The 19,563-nt window shown below is 62.0% G+C and carries 21 protein-coding genes; 9 read left to right on the top strand and 12 right to left on the bottom strand.

The features are described 5' to 3' along the window. Nucleotides 1–54 precede the first annotated feature (54 nt). Entirely contained in the window at nt 55–651 is a 597-nt protein-coding gene (locus tag HYG82_RS24765) for a hypothetical protein (protein ID WP_179259792.1), read from the bottom strand. 143 nt (nt 652–794) lie between these two features. Between HYG82_RS24765 and HYG82_RS24760 the strand changes: the two genes are divergently transcribed. Further along, on the top strand, nt 795–1,934 hold the full coding sequence (locus tag HYG82_RS24760; RefSeq protein WP_179259791.1) for a Gfo/Idh/MocA family protein: 1,140 nt from the start codon (nt 795–797) through the stop codon (nt 1,932–1,934). Nucleotides 1,935–2,147: 213 nt separating this feature from the next. Here the strand turns inward: HYG82_RS24760 and HYG82_RS24755 are convergent, their stop codons facing one another. Then, nucleotides 2,148–2,396 carry a hypothetical protein gene (locus HYG82_RS24755; RefSeq protein ID WP_179259790.1) on the bottom strand — a complete coding sequence of 83 codons (249 nt, stop codon included), beginning with the start codon at nt 2,394–2,396 and terminating at the stop codon, nt 2,148–2,150. Between the two features lie 108 nt (nt 2,397–2,504). On the opposite strand from HYG82_RS24755, the gene HYG82_RS24750 reads away from it, so the two are divergent. From HYG82_RS24750 to HYG82_RS24740, 3 genes are all read left to right on the top strand, one after another. Beyond that, nucleotides 2,505–3,737, top strand: a complete 1,233-nt coding sequence (locus HYG82_RS24750; protein WP_179259789.1) for an HD domain-containing protein — start codon at nt 2,505–2,507, stop codon at nt 3,735–3,737. A gap of 108 nt (nt 3,738–3,845) precedes the next feature. After that, nucleotides 3,846–4,583 (top strand): type II CAAX endopeptidase family protein, encoded by a 738-nt coding sequence (locus HYG82_RS24745; RefSeq protein ID WP_179259788.1) that lies wholly within the window; start codon nt 3,846–3,848, stop codon nt 4,581–4,583. A gap of 541 nt (nt 4,584–5,124) precedes the next feature. Continuing rightward, nucleotides 5,125–6,147: an amidohydrolase family protein gene (locus tag HYG82_RS24740; RefSeq protein ID WP_179259787.1), complete on the top strand. Its 1,023-nt coding sequence runs from the start codon at nt 5,125–5,127 to the stop codon at nt 6,145–6,147. A gap of 5 nt (nt 6,148–6,152) precedes the next feature. On the opposite strand, the gene HYG82_RS24735 is transcribed toward HYG82_RS24740, so the two are convergent. Together HYG82_RS24735 and HYG82_RS24730 are read right to left on the bottom strand one after the other, a co-directional pair. Beyond that, nucleotides 6,153–6,653, bottom strand: a complete 501-nt coding sequence (locus HYG82_RS24735) for a gamma carbonic anhydrase family protein (protein WP_179259786.1) — start codon at nt 6,651–6,653, stop codon at nt 6,153–6,155. 252 nt (nt 6,654–6,905) lie between these two features. Beyond that, nucleotides 6,906–7,301, bottom strand: coding sequence for an OsmC family protein (locus HYG82_RS24730; protein WP_179259785.1), 396 nt, complete (start codon nt 7,299–7,301; stop codon nt 6,906–6,908). Nucleotides 7,302–7,520: 219 nt separating this feature from the next. On the opposite strand from HYG82_RS24730, the gene HYG82_RS24725 reads away from it, so the two are divergent. Further along, entirely contained in the window at nt 7,521–7,715 is a 195-nt protein-coding gene (locus tag HYG82_RS24725) for a hypothetical protein (protein ID WP_179259784.1), read from the top strand. A gap of 12 nt (nt 7,716–7,727) precedes the next feature. Continuing rightward, entirely contained in the window at nt 7,728–8,282 is a 555-nt protein-coding gene (locus HYG82_RS24720) for a metal-dependent hydrolase (RefSeq protein ID WP_179259783.1), read from the top strand. Nucleotides 8,283–8,411: 129 nt separating this feature from the next. Here the strand turns inward: HYG82_RS24720 and HYG82_RS24715 are convergent, their stop codons facing one another. Continuing rightward, on the bottom strand, nt 8,412–9,140 hold the full coding sequence (locus HYG82_RS24715; protein ID WP_179259782.1) for a metal-dependent hydrolase: 729 nt from the start codon (nt 9,138–9,140) through the stop codon (nt 8,412–8,414). A 475-nt stretch (nt 9,141–9,615) separates the two neighbouring features. Between HYG82_RS24715 and HYG82_RS24710 the strand changes: the two genes are divergently transcribed. The 3 genes from HYG82_RS24710 (at nt 9,616) to HYG82_RS24700 (ending at nt 12,793) form a co-directional block, all read left to right on the top strand. Continuing rightward, a complete protein-coding gene (locus tag HYG82_RS24710) occupies nt 9,616–9,879 on the top strand; it encodes a hypothetical protein (protein ID WP_179259781.1) in 264 nt (87 codons plus the stop codon). Nucleotides 9,880–9,969: 90 nt separating this feature from the next. Then, nucleotides 9,970–12,165 (top strand): OB-fold nucleic acid binding domain-containing protein, encoded by a 2,196-nt coding sequence (locus HYG82_RS24705; protein ID WP_179259780.1) that lies wholly within the window; start codon nt 9,970–9,972, stop codon nt 12,163–12,165. A 142-nt stretch (nt 12,166–12,307) separates the two neighbouring features. Beyond that, on the top strand, nt 12,308–12,793 hold the full coding sequence (locus HYG82_RS24700; protein ID WP_179259779.1) for an SHOCT domain-containing protein: 486 nt from the start codon (nt 12,308–12,310) through the stop codon (nt 12,791–12,793). Between the two features lie 132 nt (nt 12,794–12,925). Here the strand turns inward: HYG82_RS24700 and mnhG are convergent, their stop codons facing one another. The 7 genes from mnhG to mbhE form a co-directional block, all read right to left on the bottom strand. Then, nucleotides 12,926–13,294 (bottom strand): monovalent cation/H(+) antiporter subunit G, encoded by a 369-nt coding sequence (gene mnhG / locus HYG82_RS24695; protein ID WP_179259778.1) that lies wholly within the window; start codon nt 13,292–13,294, stop codon nt 12,926–12,928. Further along, nucleotides 13,291–13,581 (bottom strand): MrpF/PhaF family protein, encoded by a 291-nt coding sequence (locus HYG82_RS24690; RefSeq protein WP_179259777.1) that lies wholly within the window; start codon nt 13,579–13,581, stop codon nt 13,291–13,293. Before HYG82_RS24690 ends, mnhG begins: the two co-directional genes overlap by 4 nt. Beyond that, nucleotides 13,574–14,179: a Na+/H+ antiporter subunit E gene (locus tag HYG82_RS24685; protein ID WP_179259776.1), complete on the bottom strand. Its 606-nt coding sequence runs from the start codon at nt 14,177–14,179 to the stop codon at nt 13,574–13,576. The genes HYG82_RS24690 and HYG82_RS24685 overlap by 8 nt, the downstream gene beginning before the upstream one ends. Beyond that, nucleotides 14,176–15,825 (bottom strand): complex I subunit 5 family protein, encoded by a 1,650-nt coding sequence (locus HYG82_RS24680; RefSeq protein WP_179259775.1) that lies wholly within the window; start codon nt 15,823–15,825, stop codon nt 14,176–14,178. Before HYG82_RS24680 ends, HYG82_RS24685 begins: the two co-directional genes overlap by 4 nt. Before the next feature lie 220 nt (nt 15,826–16,045). Next, the gene (locus HYG82_RS24675) at nt 16,046–16,399 is read right to left on the bottom strand and encodes a sodium:proton antiporter (protein ID WP_179259774.1); all 354 of its coding nucleotides are present in this window, start codon (nt 16,397–16,399) and stop codon (nt 16,046–16,048) included. After that, complete coding sequence (locus tag HYG82_RS24670) at nt 16,396–16,860, bottom strand: MnhB domain-containing protein (protein ID WP_179259773.1); 465 nt, start codon at nt 16,858–16,860, stop codon at nt 16,396–16,398. The genes HYG82_RS24675 and HYG82_RS24670 overlap by 4 nt, the downstream gene beginning before the upstream one ends. Beyond that, nucleotides 16,857–19,388 carry a hydrogen gas-evolving membrane-bound hydrogenase subunit E gene (gene mbhE, locus HYG82_RS24665; RefSeq protein WP_179259772.1) on the bottom strand — a complete coding sequence of 844 codons (2,532 nt, stop codon included), beginning with the start codon at nt 19,386–19,388 and terminating at the stop codon, nt 16,857–16,859. Before mbhE ends, HYG82_RS24670 begins: the two co-directional genes overlap by 4 nt. Nucleotides 19,389–19,563 lie beyond the last annotated feature (175 nt).

Below are 19,563 nucleotides of genomic sequence, written 5' to 3'. Positions count from 1 at the left end.
CGGTCCCGCCGAACGCTCGAGCGCTCGGTGACGGCGGCCAGGGGATCGAGACCATCAGAAGGGATCGAAACGTGTCAGGGTTCCGTCGCTGGCGAGAACGATGGTCCCGTCGCGTCGAACGACGATTCCGTAGCCGAGCAATGAGAATTCGACGATTATGTCGTTTCTAGATCCGCCGTCGCTGCTGACCGACTCCTCGACGGCGAACGAGACCGACTCGAACCGCAAAGCACGGTTCGGGAGTTCCCGGATCGTCGCCGCCGGAACGTCTCGGATGGTACCGTCGACGGTAAACGCGACCACGTTCGGTGGCGAATCGATTCCACCGGGATCGTCGTTTGCCGGCGAGCGGAAAGCATCGATTTCAGTTCCGATATCGTCCATTTCTGGCGTCGCAACGCCGACATCGGTTGTCTCGAGTCGAAGCGTCGGCGGTCCGGTCAGGTTGATGGTGACCCGCTCCGAGGCGTCGGTAGATACGGTCACCTGAACGGGGTCTAGCGTCGCTCCCGCGAAGCCTTCGAGCAGCATTTTGTTCACCACCAGCCGTCCTTCGACGGTGAACTCGAGTCGGTCGGGCGGTCGTTGATCGATGGTATTCTCGGTCAGGTTGACTGCTTCGGTATTGTTGAGATCGACTGTCACACTCATGGGACCCCTCGACTGAATGCGGTACGTTCCGGACGTGGGTAACCGTGACGAGTAGTGCGAAAGTGATACTCTCGAGTCGGTCGGCGGGTGTGGTTTCTGACCCACGGCAAAACGCTAACTGCCGGGCCGGCGAACGGCCATACATGACGCTCGAGGTCGGCGTACTCGGCTATCGTTTTATGGGAAAAGCTCACGCAAACGCGATGGCGCGGCTTCCGATGTTTTTCCCGGATGCACCCGAAATCCAACGGCGCGTTCTCGTGGGCCGCCACGAGGAGGCGCTGTCGGACGCCGCCGATCGACTCGGCTTCGAATCGATTGCGACAGACTGGGCGAACGTCGTCGACGAGGTCGACGTTTTCTACAACCTCGGGCCGAACCACGTTCACGTCGAACCTTCGGTCGCCGCTCTCGAAGCCGGCACACCCGTATTTTGTGAAAAGCCGCTTGCGCCGACGCTCGAGGGTGCCGACGTGATGGCTGAAGCGGCCCGCGATGCAGGCGATGCCGTCCCCGCCGGGTGCGCGTTCAACTACCGATTCGTGCCCGCGATTCGGTACGCAAAACGGTTGCTCGAGGCGGGCGAGTTAGGCGAGATCCACCACGTTCGTGCTCGATACCTTCAAGACTGGTTGGTCGATCCCGATGCCCCGTGGTCGTGGCGCAACGACGAGGAGATGGCAGGGTCGGGCGCGCTCGGCGATCTCGGGTCCCACTCGGTCGATCTCCTCCGCTTTCTCGTCGGTGACGTCGGTCTCGCCGGTGAGATAGATCGGGTCAGTGGCCACCTGCAAACGTTCGTCGAAGAGCGGCCGACCGAAGGGTCCTCAGCACAGAACGACTCCGAAACTCGGCCCGTCACGGTCGACGACGCATACACCGCACAACTCGAGTTCGAGAACGGTGCGATGGGCACCCTCGAGGGATCGCGCTTCGCGACGGGCCACAAAAACGACCACGTCATCGAGATTCACGGGTCGGCGGGCAGTCTGCGATTCTCACTCGAGCGGCTGAACGAACTCGAGGTGCTCCGCGGTGACGACCGGGGATACGAAACGATTCTGGTCACCGACGAGGACGATCCGTACGTCGACCACTGGTGGCCACCGGGTCACGTGCTCGGCTGGGAACACACGTTCGTCCACGAGAATTACGAATTCCTCAGCGCGGTCGAGTCCGGTAGCGACTTCGCACCGAACTTCGACGACGGCCTGGCCGCTCAGCAAGTGCTCGACGCGATCGAGGAGAGCGACGACGGGGGAGAGTGGGTCGAAGTCGGGTAGTCGAATCGAGCGACTGCCCGCCACTCGAAACCAGAATCATCGGATCGATGACCTGGAGCAGCGGGTGCGAACTGCCGAATCGGCGGGAACAACGTTACAGTTCGGCGTCAAACGTGTGGGCAGGCTCGACCCGGAGGTTCCTGGCACCGCACGCAACATGACGCTGGTGAGAGGACTGCCACACTGGAGCGTCGGGTTATGAGAGCTGGTCGTTCACTCCGTTTCGATTCTGCTAACCGTATGAATCCGGGTGTACGGGACACTGCCGTTCTCGGGTGGATTACCGTCGATCTCGAGATAGGTCGTTTCGAGTCCGGTTACCTCTCCAGTGACGTCGAGCTGGTGATCTTCGGTCCGCTCCTCGTTACGAACCTCGACGACGTCACCGATATCGACGTGACTCTGGACGAGCTCTGCAGCACGCTTTTCGTCGGTATCTGGTGGAATCGTCAGATCAGTCATGGCGATCTGTTTGTATCGTGTCTACTGGGGTAGCACTTGAGCAAGAATACGCAACTCGAGGGATCGACGGGACGACCGTTTTTGTACGAACCGGCCGAATGACGACCAATGAAGATTATCAAGGACAGCGTTCACGATCACATTCAGGTCGACGGCGTCGCTCGCGACCTCCTCGATACGCCCGAGCTCCAGCGTCTCCGGAACGTTAGTCAACTCGGGACCGTCTCGCTGGTCTACCCCTCTGCCAACCACACGCGGTTCGAACACAGCCTCGGTGTCTATCACCTCGCCTGCGAAGCCCTGGAGCACCTCAGCGTCGAAGGAACGCGAGCAGAGCGGGTCCGCGCGGCAGCGCTCCTTCACGACGTCGGCCACGGCCCGTTCAGTCACAACCTCGAGTCGCTGACTCACCGCCGGACGGGCCGATATCACGACGACGTCCACGAGTTGCTCACCGACGGGGCAGTGGGGGACGTACTACGCGATAACGACCTCGAGCCGGCAGCGGTGGCGGATCTCATCGCGGGTGAGGGGCGATTCGGACAACTGGTATCAGGCGAACTCGACGTGGATCGGATGGATTATCTGGTCCGTGACGCCCACCACACGGGGGTCCCCTACGGGACGATCGATCACGGTCGCCTCGTTCGGGAACTAACCTTTGCCGACGGCGAACTCGTTCTTGCCGAAGGAAACGTCCAGACCGCAGAGAGCCTGCTGGTCGCTCGGGCGTTGATGAATCCGACCGTCTACAGCCACGGCGTCGCCCGAATCAGCAAGGCGATGCTTCGGCGGGCCGGGGAACGCCTGCTCGAGGCTGCAACGACTGACATCGATGCCGAGACCCTGCAGCGGATGGACGATCACGATTTGATCGTGGCCTTACGGTCGTGTGAATCGACGACGGAGTTCTCTCGCCGGCTGGATCACCGCGACCTGTTCAAGCGGGCCGTGTGGGCCGAGATAGACGACGTGCCGGGTGGCGTCATCGAGGCGTCCCATGAAACGATCCGCGAGTTCGAACGCGAGATAGCCGACCGAGCAGACGTCGATCCGACCCAGGTGATTCTCGACGTGCCCAGCCGTCCGTCGATGACGGAGTCGACAACGCGCGTGATGGTAAACGGTGACGTTCGTCAGCTGGGTCAGCAGTCGCCGCTGGTCGAGGCTCTGCGAGCGGCCCAATATTCCCAGTGGCGACTGGGCGTCTACACGCCGTCCGCGTTACGCGACCGGCTCGGCCGAGCAGCAGTCGACGTCCTCGGATTAGATATCGACGGCGCATTGGTCAGCGAAGTCCGGAACGGACTCGACGCGACGTTGGATCAGTTCGTCGAATGAACCGGGCCTGCGTCCGACGTGAGCGTTTATTACGATACGTGGCTCTTTAGTTATATTTATGTAGTTATAGAAATGGACTATCGAAGTAATAATGCGGATATATTTGTCATGAGCGAAGAAGAAAACCGGACTACAAACCAGGCAACAGTAACGAGTCGATTGCTAGCCATCGTTACTGCTTTCGGCCTTACCGTTTCGGGCGTCGTCGCAGCGGGGATCGGCGTACTCATCGCCAGTTTCGGTGGGGTACTCGCTGTCGGCGATCCGAACGGGCTTTTCCTTTTCGTCGTCGCCGTAACCACCGCAGCCGAACTCGGATTCCTGGTGGTCGGATACGGATACGTCCGACTTCGCGACCGGAGCGTTTCGGTCCGTAGACCGTCTGGAAACGACACTCGAATAACGCTGCTCGGGACCGTCGGTGCGTTCATCGTCGGCGTCGGGCTCTTCTCGTTGTTGGGAGTCATCGGTCTGCAGCCACAGACGTTTTACACGGCGAAAAACATCGATACAGCGACGTTCGTAGCTACGGCTGCAGTGATCGTCCTCGTCGCTCCGCCCGCCGAGGAGTACCTTTTTCGAGGGGCCATCCAGGGGCGGCTTCACGATTCGTTCGGTCGGACCGGAGCAATCGCCGGAGCGTCCCTCCTCTTCGGTGCGATCCACATTCCGAACTACCTCGGGTCCGAGGTCCCCGCCGTGATCGCCGGTGCACTTATTCTCACTCTCGTCGGTGCCGTCTTCGGCTACGTCTATGAACGAACGGAAAACCTGCTCGTTCCGATCGCCGTCCACACTGGTTACAATCTCGCTCTGATGATCGTAAGCGCGACAGCATTCGTCTGAACTACCACGTATCTTGCCACAGCTACCGCCGTACGTCTCTCGAGGAGGCATATCTGCTTCCGAGGGTCGATTTGCAGAACCCGACGCAGGGCCCCACGAGTGGGAGGGGACGGAGGGCTGGCCAGACGTCGCGATATCGTCGGTGCGAAGTCGTTCGACGGAGCGAAGCCGTTTCGTGAGGCCACAACCACGCAATTTTTGAATTCGACGACTCGGATTGATTCCGACGGAACACCCCGGTCCGTACCTCTTCAGCCCTGTTTGCTGGCGAAAGACCATCACTCCCTCGAATCACAGCGATTTGGCTCTCCACTCTTTGTCGTCGTCCGGTACAGAAGGTGCAGTCGCATCTCGATTCACCTACCGGCGCCGAGCGGGTATAGTAGTCGTCGGAACGATGTACCCGCCGCTCGGCAGACAGCAGCCAGCGAGAACCGCTGGCCGTGAATTCGCGGGCAGAGTGCACTGACTTCCAGCGACTACGATAGCCGAACTCATCCGACGACGAATCGTTGAAGGCACTGACCGCAAACTGATCGGTATGGAACGAACGGGAACGATCCTGCGCGGGCGCGAATTCGATCCCGTCGAGGGACGGGTCGTGATCGACGAGGACGGTCGCATCGAAGCCATCGAGGAGGCGTCAGTGGATGGGGACGCCCTCATTCTTCCGGCGTTCGTCAATGCACACACTCACATCGGCGACTCGATCGCCAAAGAGGCCGGCGGGAGCGGGCTTTCGCTCGAGGAACTCGTCGCGCCACCGGATGGGCTGAAACATCGGCTGCTCCGGGCGGCGTCCCGCGACGAACTCGTAAGCGCGATGACGCGATCGCTGCAATTCATGCAGCGGTCCGGCACGGCTGCCTGTCTGGACTTTCGCGAGGGCGACGTCGACGGAGTGCGAATGCTCGAGGACGCCGCGGACGGCCTCGAGATCGATGCACTCTCCTTCGCTCGCGGCTCCGTCGACGCGATGCACGCCGGCGATGGCTTCGGCGCGAGCGGCGCTAACGATGCGACCTTCGATCGAGAGCGAGAGGCGACGCACGAGGCGAATAAACCGTTCGGGATTCATGCGGGTGAAGTCGACGAAAGCGACATCACCCCTGCGCTGGATCTCGATCCGGATTTTCTGGTTCACATGGTCCACCCCGAGCCGGCCCACCTGGAGCGAGTCGCGGACAACGAGATTCCGGTGGTCGTCTGCCCCCGCTCGAATCTCGTGACCGACGTAGGGCTGTCGCCCTACGATGCACTTCACGAGCGAACGACGCTCGCGCTCGGCACCGACAACGTGATGCTCAACTCGCCGTCGATGTTCCGCGAGATGGAATTCCTCGCCAAGCTCTCGAACCTCTCGGCAGACGAAATCCTTCGAATGGCGACCGTCAACGGGGCCGAAATCGCTGATCTCGAGTTCGGTTTGATCGAGACCGGTCGGGAGGCACGACTGCTGGTCCTCGACGGAGACTCGAACAACCTCGCCGGTGCGCAAGACCCGGTTCGGGCCGTCGTCCGTCGCGCTGGCGTCGATGACGTTCGGGAACTCGTGTTCGGCTAGCGGACTCAGTCGAGACGGTCGGACGTTTCCGCATGCTCTTTTGCGAGCGCGACGTACCGGTCTGCGGTCGCCTCGAGGCCGTCCCCTTCTATCTCCGTTTTCACCTCGGCTGGCGCGCCGACGACGAGCGACGACGCCGGTATGTCTGTCTCTTCGGTGACGACGCTGCCCGCGGCGACGACTGCCCCTTCACCCACCCGAGCGCCATCGAGGACGGTCGCGTTCATTCCGACAAGCGCCCGCTCGGCGACGGTCGCATTGTGAACGATAGCGCTGTGGCCGACGGTGGTGTATGGCTCGAGTTCCGCATCTTCGTGAAGAACAGCGTTGTCCTGAACGTTTGCGCCTTCGCCGATCACGATCGTGCCGTTGTCTCCGCGGAGCGTCGTGTTCGGCCAGATGCTTGCTTCGTCTTCGATGACGACGTCGCCGATGACGACTGCCGCGTCGTCGACGTGAGCGGTCTCGGCAATCTGCGGTTCTGACCCATTGAATGATCGTATCATACTCGACTCTGTCTCGAGAATCATCTTGAAGGTGATCATCTAGCACGGTGGTACTGTCACAGTCGACAGATTCGATTCCACGGACGACTCACAGCCTCACCGGAGTACGAACACGTCCCAGCCGCTGGGGCCCACGAAACGAGAGCGTTGAGAATCAGTCCTGCTGTCCAGCACCTACAAGTGGCTATTGCCGGCTCGTAGTGACGGGCTGTCGGTATGAGAGTCGAGTGCCGAAACGAGGTGTCCCCGCTCTCAGAACGCGTTGGCGTCGAGATTCGCGTCCGCGTGCAAGCTATCTTTCAGGGCGTCGTGAACTTTACAGAGCTCGAAGGCTCGCTCGAGGATTTCATCGCCCGTATCGTCATCTACGTCTGCCGCGACACGAATGTCGAACTGAATCGACTCGAGTTTGTCGTCGTCGTTCAGTTCGCCGGTCGTTTCGATTTCGATCCGCCCGAGATCGTCGGCACCCCGCTGTTGGCCGCCGACCCGAAGTGCGGGTACGTAACAGGACCCATACGCTGCCAGCAGTGCCTCTAGCGTGTCCGGAGCGTCGTCCCCGTTGGCGTCGATCGTCGTTTCGAACTCGCGGATATCGTTCGTGGCGCTGTATCCTTCGTCTGAGACGGTGGTGACCTGCTTCGCCATAGCACTTCGAGAGATACACGGGCGAGGCTGTAAACGTTGGTGGTGGATAGGGTGGCAGGCATCTCAACCACATCGCGGCGTGAGCAATCGAACCGTGGCCTGTGATTTGCGGTGGCGTGTTCCCGTTTTCCACCTGCGTGTGGATTACGTGCTAGAACCCTTGCGCTTGCAGCGGTGATTCGTTTGTTCATCACGACCGAACAGTAAACAGAGTACACCATGTCCTCCTTCGATACGCGATCGGCAAACAGGCTCAGTATGGTTTCAACGTTGATCGACAGCGCGCTGGCGTTTCGACGTGGCCGCCCGAAAAGCGGGCTCTTGCTACTCGGCGCGGCCGCACTGTCGTCGCGCATCCCCGGTGTCGGAACACTCGTCTCGTTGTTTCTCAGACTCGCGCGCCGACTTCGATGATCGAGACAACGGATGGTTGACGTAACTGGCCATCTCGCGATGGCGATGTTGTTCGCCGCGCCGGCGTGGATACTCTGGGATCGGCGCGGGGCGCTTGGATTTACCGGGTTTGCGCTACTGACAGCGATGTTGCCCGATTCCGACCTGGTGCTTCGACACGTCCTACCGGTTTCACACCACGGCGTAACCCATACCGTAGTGTTCGTGGTGTCGATGAGCATCCTCGCCGGAATCGTGGCTGCGAAGTGGCTCACCGACCGGTTCAACGACCACGGCTGGATCCGTAGTACGGAAATCCCAACCGAGACCGTCTTCGTCTTCGCGACCGCGGGACTGATTCTCGGTGGCACCAGCCATTTGTTCGCGGATATTCTCTCCGCCCCCGACATCGCGCCCCCGCTCAAGCCGTTCTGGCCGTTCTATTCGGAGCCGATTATCGTCGACGTTATCTATTACGATTCGGTGATCTGGAACTTCGGACTGATCATCGTCGCCGTCGGACTCCATCTGGTACTCGCCCGGTACCGAAGCTATCCGCTCGAAACGCGCTATCGAATCGGAAACTGAGACGAACGCACCGAGTCGAAGTTCGGCGCCAACATCACGGAAGAGAGGTTTCCTTTCGACGGGCGGTGACTCGAGCGAGTGGACAAACTGTCGCTCGGCCCGTCGTTCACTGGGTGGTCCCGCCTGCGATCAGGGTTCGAGTTCGAACGATTCGTCGGCCTCGAGTACGGTTACCTCGGCGTCACTGCCGGTCGCCGCGACTTCGCGGGCGAAGCCGTCGGGGTCCTGTTCGATCGGCGGGAACGTGTCGTAGTGCTGTGGAAAGACGTGGTCGACGTCGAGCCAGTCGGTGGCGACGGCGGCCTGCAACGGTCCCATCGTGAAGTGGTCGCCGATCGGTACCGTCGCAGCGTCGGGCTCGAGATACGGTCCGATGACCTCGCGCATCTCGGTCATGAGGCTGGTGTCGCCGGCGTCGTAGAACGTGGTCGATTCCTCGTCGCTGACCTGGGTCGGCTTCGTATCGGAGACGACGAAGCCGGCGGGCATTCCGCCGCTTGCGTCGTTCTCGGTCATGATCCCGTTGGTATGGTCGGCGCGGACCATCGTGACGTACGCGTCGCCGCATTCGACGGTGCCGCCGAGGTTCATTCCCATTCCGCCGACTGCGTCCTCGAAGCCGAACTCCTCCTGGCAGTACGAGGTCAGCTCGGGCGTTGCGACCAGCGTCGCGTCCGAAAAGGCACCGGCGTCGGCGATGTGATCTGCGTGGCCGTGTGTCAACAGCACGTAATCGGGCGTTTCGACATCGGACGGCTCGAGGTCGGTCTTCGGGTTATCGAAGAACGGATCGATCAGCAAGTTCGTCTCCCCTACGGTGACGTACCACGTCGAGTGGCCGTGCCAGGTAAGTTCCATAGCAGTGGAGGAATTTGAGGGAGGGCAACTTAAATGTGGGCGCGGCCGGCGTTTGCTATCGCCGGTCGCCGCGGTCACGATTGCCACCACCACCCCCGTTTGAAGCGAAGCTCTTTCTCCTCGAATTTCCTGTAATCGCATGCAGACGGTTCGTCATCAATGACTTCTTGAGGGTCTGAAACCGACGTGTACGATCACCCAGATTTATACGTCGAATTGATCTACAATAGAAAGCCGCAGGCGAACTGACACACCACGCATGCGGTCTGGGATCGCATCCGGCTACTCGCCCCTCGATCGTCGCTGGGCACTGGCCGGCGATACAAATGCGACATCCCAGCGCAATCTACAACCACCAACTACACACTTCCACTCGGCGACTACTCGACCGAGCATTGCAGCCCCGGCCGATCGCTCGGACGCTCCACCGGAGACGATGCCGTGTCGTTTTTTATCCGGGGCCCGTACGGCGACCATGCTCGCGCTAACGCTCGAGGAGTTCATGGTAGAGTTGAACGACGGATCGATCAAGAACGTCGGGCCGAAAAACAAGGCAGCGACGGCAAAGCTTTTCGACGTCGAATCGGCCGAAGCGCGGGAGTTTGGCGACAAGCGCATTAAACTCGTCTTCGAAGACGAAGACGAGAACGAAATTCAGATCTCGCTGTTTCCGGAGGACGTCAGATCGCTCGTTGACGATATCGAGGCGCTCGAGGACGATTCGCCCGTTTTCGAGTGACTGCGGGCCGACAGTGGGACTATTATCGGCGCTTGCAGTACGAACGCATTTCGACAACCGTTTTAGGGCGAAACTGCTTGGTTCGAATAGATGGGTAACTGTATCATCTGCGGCACACCCGTTGACGGCGAGATCTGTCAGAGTCACGAGGAGGATGCTGTTTTCGAATTCACTGGCACGTCCGCCTCACAGCTCACGCCCGGCCGGTTTTACCGGGGGACCGTCGACGGTTACGCCGACTTCGGTGTCTTCATCGACATCGGAGACCACGTCACTGGATTGTTGCATAGAAGCGAACTCGACCGACGACTCGAGAGTCTCGACTGGGACTCGGGTGACGACGTCTTCGTCCAGGTTCTCGACGTTCGAGACAACGGGAACGTCGACCTCGGCTGGTCGATTCGCCAACGTGAACGCGAATTCCGCGGGAAACTGATCGAGACTGCCGACGGTGAATACCGTCCTGGCGAACTCGAGGACGACTCCGACGACGAAACGGCGCCACCTGTACCCAGCGGGACGACCGACGAAAGCGGGCAGGAATCCGACGGCGACGAGTCGGCGAAGGCCGGTGAGTTACAGGCGGCTGCGGAGGAAACCGACCCGCAATCGCAACCGGAGACCGTCGACGAACAACCCGCCGCTTCGGAAGCAACCGGGGCCGTCGCTAGCAGTGGTTCTGTCGCGACCGAATCCGCCGCGGCTTCGGCTCCAACGACCGACACCGAATCCGCCGCCGAATCGGAACCCGCGCTCAACCGAACGACGATCGACGCGATCGAGAACCAGGTTGGCAGCGTCGTCCGCCTCGAGGGCGAGATCACCGGCGTTCGCCAGACCAGCGGCCCGACGGTCTTCGAACTGCGTGATGAGACAAGCACCGTCGAGTGCGCGGCCTTCGAGGAGGCTGGAGTGCGCGCCTACCCTGCTGTCGAGGTCGATAACGTCGTTGCGATAGAAGGCGAAGTCGAACGCCACCACGGGGATCTGCAGGTCGAGACGGAGTCCCTCGAAATCCTGGACGGCGAGGATCGAGAGACGGTCGTCGACCGCCTCGAAAGTGCGATCGAACGCGAAGCGAGACCGGCGAATGTCGAACTCTTCGCCGATCACGAGGCCGTCACGGCCGTCGAAGACGAAATAGCGGACGCGGCGACCGCGATTCGCCGGGCCGTCATGGAAGCACGTCCGATCGTCGTTCGCCACGGCGCGACAGCCGACGGCTACGTCGCGGGCGCCGCGATCGAGCGCGCCGTTTTGCCCCTGATTCGTGAGAAGCATACCCGAGACGACGCGGAGTATCATTACTTCGAGCGCCGTCCGCTCGACGGTCGCGTCTACGACATGGACGCTGCGACGTCCGACGTTACCTCGATGCTCGAAGCCCGCGACCGACACGGCGAACAGCTCCCACTCGTGGTCCTCGTCGACGCCGGCGGGACGGTCGAATCGGTCGACGGCTACGAGCTACTTTCGCTGTACGGTGCCGAGGCGCTCGTAATCGACGACAGTAGAGCAGACGAGCAGATAGCAGACGCCGTCGCCGTTCCGGTCGCACCATCGCTCGCGGACGTCGACGTCGCAGACGTCACGTCGACAGCACTCGCGGCGAACGTCGCCGCTCACGTAAACGACGACGTCCGCGCCGACCTCAAGCACCTTCCTGCTGTCAGCTACTGGGAGAACACCCCAGAAGCCTATCTCGAACTCGCAAGCGAGGCCGGCTACGACGAAACTGGCGTCTCCGAGCGCCGTGAAGCCGTCGCGCTCGAGGCCTACTACCAGTCGTACAAGGACAAACGTGAACTCGTCATCGACTTGCTGTTCGGCGACAGCGAGGGGACGGATCGGCCACACGACGGTAACCTCGCCGCACACGTTTCCGAGCAATTCCGCGATAAACTCGAGACCGAACTCGAGACGGCCCGCGAGAACCTCACCGTTCGCGGTGTAAACGGAGTCAGCGTCTCCGTTCTGGACACGGACGCGTTCACGCACCGATACAACTTCCCGACGACGATCCTGCTGCTGGATGCGCTTCACCGGAGCGAACGCGACCGGGCGAGCCCACCGTACGTTACGCTCGGTGTGGGTGACGACGAACTTCACGTCCGCGCGACCGAACCAGTCAACGTGCGCGATCTCGGCGATGCGATCGCCGAAGCCGTTCCGAACGCCGGCGTCACCGTCGTGGGCGGTCGCGACGGTCACGTCGAGTTCCTGCCAGGCGAACGCGATGCGGTCCGCGAAGCTGCGCTCGACGCGCTCGGCGAGACGCTCGCGTAAGACTCGTCTTCTCCGTCGCCCGCTACCTGCATAGCGGATGCGCTTTCTCCGTGCGGCGATCCGATCGATTCGATGCCCAGCGGGCGATACGGCCTCCGCTCGAGCCACCAACGTATTTTTGATGCCGATCGAATAGGCTCGTATGAACGGGATCGAGGGAAGCGATCGCAAGCGGACCGGGGACGATCCCCTGACCCGCCTTCGTGAGAACGCAACCGCAGTGGCGTCCATGCTCGTGACGGCGTTCTGGTTGGGCGCGATGTTCACCGGGCAGGAGTGGTGGCTCGCAGCGTTGCTCGTCGGTTACATTGCCGTCGTTCCGCTGGTCGCGATTCTGTTCGGTGACGAGGAAGATCGCCGCGAGTGGGTCGACGACTATTCGCCCGGTGAGACGGAAACGGAAACCAGCACTGACTCCGCGACGATAGCGTCGGACGCCGATGCCGATATCGAGGCTCGCGACGCACTCGAGTCCCTCCGCGAACGCTACGCGGCGGGGGAGCTTACCGACGAGCAGTTCGAGCGAAAACTCGATCGACTGCTGAGCACGGAAACGCTTGAGGACGCCGAAGAGTGGCGTCAGGGGACGCGTAACGAACGCGACGCGGAGACCGAATACGAGTCGTAAGCGGCGCGGCCGTCGCACTCGCTCTCGCCGGCGTCGCTGCGACGGGCGTCGCGCCGACCGCCAGCGCTGACCGGCTCGTCTCCCGGAGCGCTACTCGCGTAGTCGCGCCGTCCAGCACCCTGGGATCTGCACTTACTCGTCGTCCGCTCGGCCCTCGGAACGTTCCGACGGGCCTCTGTCGACCCGCGTTTCGTCCGGCCAGGTGACGCTCCCGAGAAACGGGATGCCGATCCGCTCGGCGGCTCGGGCGATCATGTGTGACCCGGTCGGGACAGTGAGGAACAGAAAGGCGATCCCAATGAGCGACGTTAGCCCTTCCCCACCGGGCCCGAAGCGAACGAAGCCCGCCAGAAAGATTGCGGCAGTACCCAATGTCGTCGGCTTGCTCGTGGCGTGCATCCGGTTGTAGACGTTCGGTAATCGGAGGAGACCGACCGTCCCGACCGTCAGGAAGAACGAGCCGATGACGATTAGCGCGATGACGACGATATCGAGAATCATTCGATCACCTCGCCTTCCGTGACGAACTTGGCGACGGCAACGGTCGCGATGAATCCGATAATCGCGAGGACGAGGCTCACGGTGATGAACAGTCCTCGATCGGTCAAGAGAGCGAACAGGATCGCAATCGCGACCACGTTCGTCGCGATGGCATCCAGCGCGACGACTCGGTCGGGGTTCGTCGGCCCGCGAATCACGCGGTATCCACAGAGGACGCAGAGACCGCTGACGAGGACCAACGCGGCACGGATCGCCGTCTCGAGGACCGCCGGGTCGGCTTCAGTCATCGTCGACACCTCCGTCTTGGCGGTCAGGACCCCTGTCTCTTGTGCCACCCGAGACGACGATTTCCGGCGGCGGATCGGACGGCGACGCGTCTTCGTCGAACATCTCGAGTGCGTAGTCCTCCCAGGTGTGGATGGGTTCAGCGATCGCCTGTGGGTCGCGGCCGTTGACGCCGTGTACGTACAGCGCGTTCGTGTCTTCGTCGTAGTCGAGCGTGACCGTCCCGGGTGTGATCGTGATACTATTGGCGATGACAGTGATCGCCACATCGGATTCGACCCGCAGGGGAACCAGAATCACCTCCGGTTCGATCGGCATGCCGGGCGAGAGAACTCGATAGGAGACATCGACGTTCGCCCGCAGGAGCTCCCAGCCGAACGCGGCGAGGTAGAGTCCGGCGTAAGGAAGCGCTCGAATCCCACGCCCGATATCGAGGTGTTTGCTGTACAGTCGCCGGAAAATGAACGCGACCGGCAGACCAACGATCAGGCCTGCGAGGAACCCACCAAAGAGCGTCGAGGGCGTAAGCGCCAGTCCGCGGACGAACACCCACAGCGCGGCGAAGACGACGCCGACGACCGGCCAGGTACGAACTCTCACGTGTGATCACCGCCGCTCGAGTCGGCCAGATCGCTGGCGTCGGCGGGATCGACTGCATCGACGTACCCCTCAGTGTCGAGCGCGGCGTCCGCTGCGGCTCCTGCGAACTCGTAGACGGGTTCGAATCCCACGCCGACTGCGAGGATCGCCGTTGCGAGGACGACGAGGACCGCCACCTGCAACGGGTCGATCGCCGCAGTTTCCACCGCGTCTGTCTGGGCCCCCCAGAAGCTCCGATTCCACATGCGGGTCGAATAGGCTATCGTCAGTAACGAGCCGACGAGGAGGAGGACGAGCGCGGGGCCCGCCGACGCGGAGCGAGCCGCGGCGTCGAACACGAGGAATTTGCCGAAAAAGCCAGAGAGCGGCGGAATACCGACGAGCGCTAAGGAACCGATGAACACCGCGATAGCAAGGGCAGGTGACCGCTTTGCCAGTCCGCCGAGGTCGGCGAAGCTGCTGGTTCCCGTTGCCGACCTGACCGCCCCGACGGCGAGGAAGAGAAGGCCCTTCGCGAGCGTATGATTGAGCGCGTACACCAGCGCGGCGACGATGCCCAGCTGGCGGAGTTCCGGACTCGTCGTCGTCGCCGCGATCGCCACCGGGATCGCGATGAAGCCGACCTGACCGATGCTCGAGTACGCGAACACCCCTTCGAGGGAGTCTCGGCCGACGGCACCGATGCCGCCGACGAGGATGCTGGCACCGGCCATGAGGAACAGTGCGACGCCCACGAACGAAAGCGGCGAGTCGATCGCAAATCCGGTTCCCGGAACCCCGAGATCTACGGCGATTTCGGCACCGGCGAAGACCGTAAACGACAGTCGGATAATAGCGTAGATGCCGACCTTTTTCGTTGCGCCAGCCAGCAACGCGGTAATCTGGGGCGGTGCGGCCCGGTACGCGCTCGGAATCCAGAACTGGAAGGGGACGAGTCCGGCTTTGATAGCGAACACCGACAGGAGGAGGCCGAGCAGCCCGACGACCGGGACCGGGTCGAGTCCGTACGCCGCCGGCTCGGCGAGACGTCGGGCAAGGTCCGCCATATTTAGCGTTCCCGTGGACGCGTAAATGCCACCGACGCCGAGCAAGAAAACGGCGCTGGCCAGCAAGTTGAGTGAGACGTACCAGAATGCGGCGCGTGTGTGTTCGGGACCGCCGGAATACGCGACGAATACGTAGCTGGCCATCAACATCACCTCGAACCAGACGAAGAGGTTAAAGAGGTCGCCAGTAAGAAACGCGCCGGTAACTCCAAGCGCCAGGAAGTGAAAGAGCGGGAAGTAGTAGCTTCGGCCCTCATCGCCGGGAAGGTGACGGGTCGAGAAGACAAGCGATGCGACGCCCAGAACGGCGACCATAGTCAGCATAAACGCCGACAGGCCGTCCGCGACGAGCGTGATTCCGATGGGGGCAGGCCAGTCGCCGACCTGATAGGTCGCGATTCCGGGCGCGTTCGGAGCGAGGACGACGTACCAGTCGATCGCCGCCACCGCGACTGCATACGCCGCGCCGCCGCCGAGACTGACCGCCGCTCGAGCTTGCGGTCGACGTCCGAGCAACAGCGTTGCGACGGCTGTGACGAGAACGATCAGCATCGGTGCGATCACGAGCTGTGAGTTCGTGCCGATCGGAGTCGTCGCCATAGTCGTCACCGTTGATCACCAGTCGTCATCGTCTGTCCCCGTCGATCACCCGCCGACTTCGTTTGTCGTCGTCGCAGTGTCGTCATCGTCGATCACCCGCCGGCTTCGTTCGTCGTCGCAGTGTCGTCATCGTCGATCACCCGCCGGCTTCGTTCGTCGTCGTCGCAGTGTCGTCATCGTCGATCACCCGTCACAATCCGGTCAGCCCGCACTGGTCCACTCATTTGTGATCACCAAGATTCGTCACGTCCAGCGTGTCGTGTTCTTCGTAAACCCGATACGACAGTACGAGCGCGAATGCAGTCATGCCGAAGCCGATGACGATCGCGGTCAACACGAGCGCCTGGACCAGCGGATCGGCTGTTTCCGGGACGTGATCCCCGTGGCCGGCCAGGACCGGTACCGACTCGGCAGTTGCCGGCGCGATACCACCCATCGTCAGGAGATAGAGGTTCGCAGCCTGACTGATGATCGTCAGTCCCCAGACGACGCGGATGAGGTCTCGTCGTAGCAGCAGGAACGTTCCGAGTGCGAACAGCGCGCCGATCGTCGCCGCGAGCACGACCGCCGTCATTCGGCTCCCACCACCGACAGAATCGTAAGCAGGCCGCCGACGACCACGCAGTAGACGCCGAAATCAAACGCCAGCGCGCTCGCCACCTCGAGATGATCGTAGATCGGAATCCCCTCGAGTATGACGAACGTCTGTGAGAGAAACGGCTGGTCGTAAAGCAGCGGAGCGAGGCCGCTCGCGACTGCGATCGCGAACCCGTACGCGAACAGCCGGCGGTAGGCCACGACGACGCGGTCCCGAGACGGTTCCTTACCGGGGTCGACGTCACGTCCGAGGATTCCCCGCTCGAGGAAGTCCAGGCCGAAGGCCATGTAGATGATCGCAAACGCCGTCGTCGTGAGGACGCCGCCGATGAACCCGCCCCCGGGAAGGTTGTGGCCCTCGATGAACAGCGATATCGCGACGACCAGGACGATCGGAACGATCACTCGAGCGGTCGTGCGCATGATGACAGTCGTCACTGCGTGTCACCTCCTTCGATCCCGGTATCGGCATCGTCCGAATTCCCGCCATCGGGAGGCGTTCCGGATGGACCGCCCTCGAGAGGGTTCTCTTCCGAGAGTCCGCCCTCGAGGCGTTCATCATCGGACGATTCGTTGTCGAGTAGTTCGTTTCCGGCTCGCGTATCGATCAGCCCACCGTCGCCGCTGCCGCGCATGACGATCAGCGTCAGGATCGAAATCGCAGCGAGGGCGATCACGACGAGTTCGCCGAGGGTATCGAAGCCGCGGAAGTCGACGAGAGTGACGTTGACGATGTTGGACCCGCCGCCTTCGGGCACCGCTCGTTCTGCGAATTGACGAGCGATATAGGTCGAGCCGCCGGGACGTGCGCTGGTCGTAACGAGAACCGTAACGAACGCAGTCGTACCGACTGCCAGCGAAAGGACGACGTCGCGGATGCTACGTCGAAGCCCGATTGCGTACGACTCGGGAATCTCTTCGATCACGAGCAGGAAGATCAACAGAACGAGCGTTTCGACGACGAGCTGTGTCAACGCGAGGTCGGGTGAGCTCGCGAGGATGTAGAAGATGGCGATCATAAAGCCGAGAATCGAGAGCGTGAGGACGCCCGCGACGTGCGAGTCGGAGAGAGCCACGGCGAGCGCACCGGTGGCGGCTACGAGCAACACGAGTGCGATGGAGAGCGTGGCTTCGACTCCGAGTTCGGCTGGCTCGATCGCACCTGCCGCGACGAAGCCGACGAGGGCGAGAACGCAGGTCCCACTCAGCGTCCACGTCGCGTACGTTCGAAGGAGCCCGTTGTGGACGCGATCGGCGAGCCATCTCCCTTCGTCGGTGAGGCCGTCGACGATTGCGTCGTACCACCAGTTCGGTCTGATCTGCGGAACGGCTCGCGAAATCGCGCGAATGCTACCGTTGAGCCGCCCGTAAAACGGAAACGCGGCGAGGCCGACGCCGATCGTGACGGCGCTCATCCCGACCGGAAGCGAGTACGACGTCGGAATTCCGACGTGCATCTCGTGGGGATCGATCGCCGTCGCCTCGAGGCCGGATTGGACGATGGCGTCTACGGCGAGTTGGGGATCGACGCTGACGACCGCGGCGAGCAGCGCCAGCAAGGCTGGCGGGACGAGCATCGTGAGAGGCGGGCTCTGGACGGGGCCGAGTTCGTCCGGTCGGTCCCCGAAGAAGAGAGACAGAAATCGAAGGGAGTAGAGGACGGTGAAGATACTCCCGAAGACGGCGACGGCGGGATAGAGCCGGCCGAGGGCACCGATATCGTGATGGTGGCTCGCCTCAACGGCGGCCTCGTAGAGTAATTCTTTCGAATAAAAGCCGTTGAACGGCGGAATCCCGGCCATGCTAAGCGCGACGATCGTCGTGATCGCCGCCGTCACCGGCAGATCGCGTCGGAGTCCGCCGAGTGAGTCGATCTGCCGGGTTCCAGTCTCGTGAGCGATGATTCCGGCTACGAGGAACAACGGAGCCTTGAAGAGGGCGTGATTGAATAGATGGAAGACTCCCGCCTCCGCGCCGTAAACCGACGTAAAACCGAATCCGGCGATCATCAGACCGAGGTGGCTCGCCGTCGAGTACGCGAGCAGTTCTTTGATATCCGTCGCCGCGACGGCCATGATCGCACAGACGGTCATGGTCGTCAACCCGAGTGTCACGAACAGCAACAGCCACTCCGATCCGAGGAACATGGGGCGAACCCGTCCGACGAAGTACACGCCCACTTTGACCATCGTCGCGGAGTGGAGAAACGCCGAGACGGGCGTCGGCGCAGCCATAGCGTTGGGCAGCCAGAAGTGCAACGGCACCTGTGCGGATTTCGTCGCTGCGCCGATCGCGAGCAATCCCATAACCGGAACGAACAGTCCTCGATCCCGAAGCGCCGACTGCATCGCGTCGGAATTCTCGAGCATCGCAGCGAGGTCGAACGCGGATGCGGGACCGACGACGTCACCGGCCATGACTGACAGCAAGAGGAGCCCCACGAGCAGGAAGAGGCCGCCGCCCACGGTGATGAGCATGGCCATCCGAGCGGCGTACTGCGACGAATCGTCGGCGGTGTAGAAACCGATCAGGACGAACGAACAGAGGCTCGTAAGCTCCCAGAACAGGAAGATTGCGATCAGATCGGATGCGAGTGCGACCCCGACGATCGAACCCATGAACGCGAGCATTGCTGCGTAGTACCTGACGAGACCCGACTGACCGTGCATGTACGCGGGCGAGTAAGCGAAAACGAGCGCACCGATACCGCTCGCGAGCAACGCGAACAGTAGTGCCCACCCGTCTACGTAAAACCGGAGTGCGATGTCGAGGGACGGAATCCACTGGAGCGCGACGGTCCCTTCGGCACCGTACTGGGTTAGCAGTAGAGCGAACGACGACAGTGCAACGAGGACACCCACGATTCCAGTTTCTTCCCCGAGGATACGGAAGACGAACGGCGTGAGTGCTGCAGCGGCAAACGGGAGCGCGACCGCGGCGACAATCACCGCCTGGTCAGGAGACATTCGCTACGCCGGGGATAGGGCGAGACCACCCTTAAACGGTTGGCATTCGGATCGCAGGAACGGAGGGATCTCGGCTTCGTCGGACCGACGACGGGCGCGATCAGTGTGACGACGACGGACCGGACGGCGACGGTCCGGCTCTCACCGAGAGAAGAGCGAGACGTGCAGTTTGCCA

This window comes from Natrinema halophilum (assembly GCF_013402815.2).
In the GTDB taxonomy this organism is placed as follows: domain Archaea; phylum Halobacteriota; class Halobacteria; order Halobacteriales; family Natrialbaceae; genus Natrinema; species Natrinema halophilum.
Note: the sequence above shows the minus strand (reverse complement) of the source record. Positions and strands in the feature narration are given on the sequence as shown.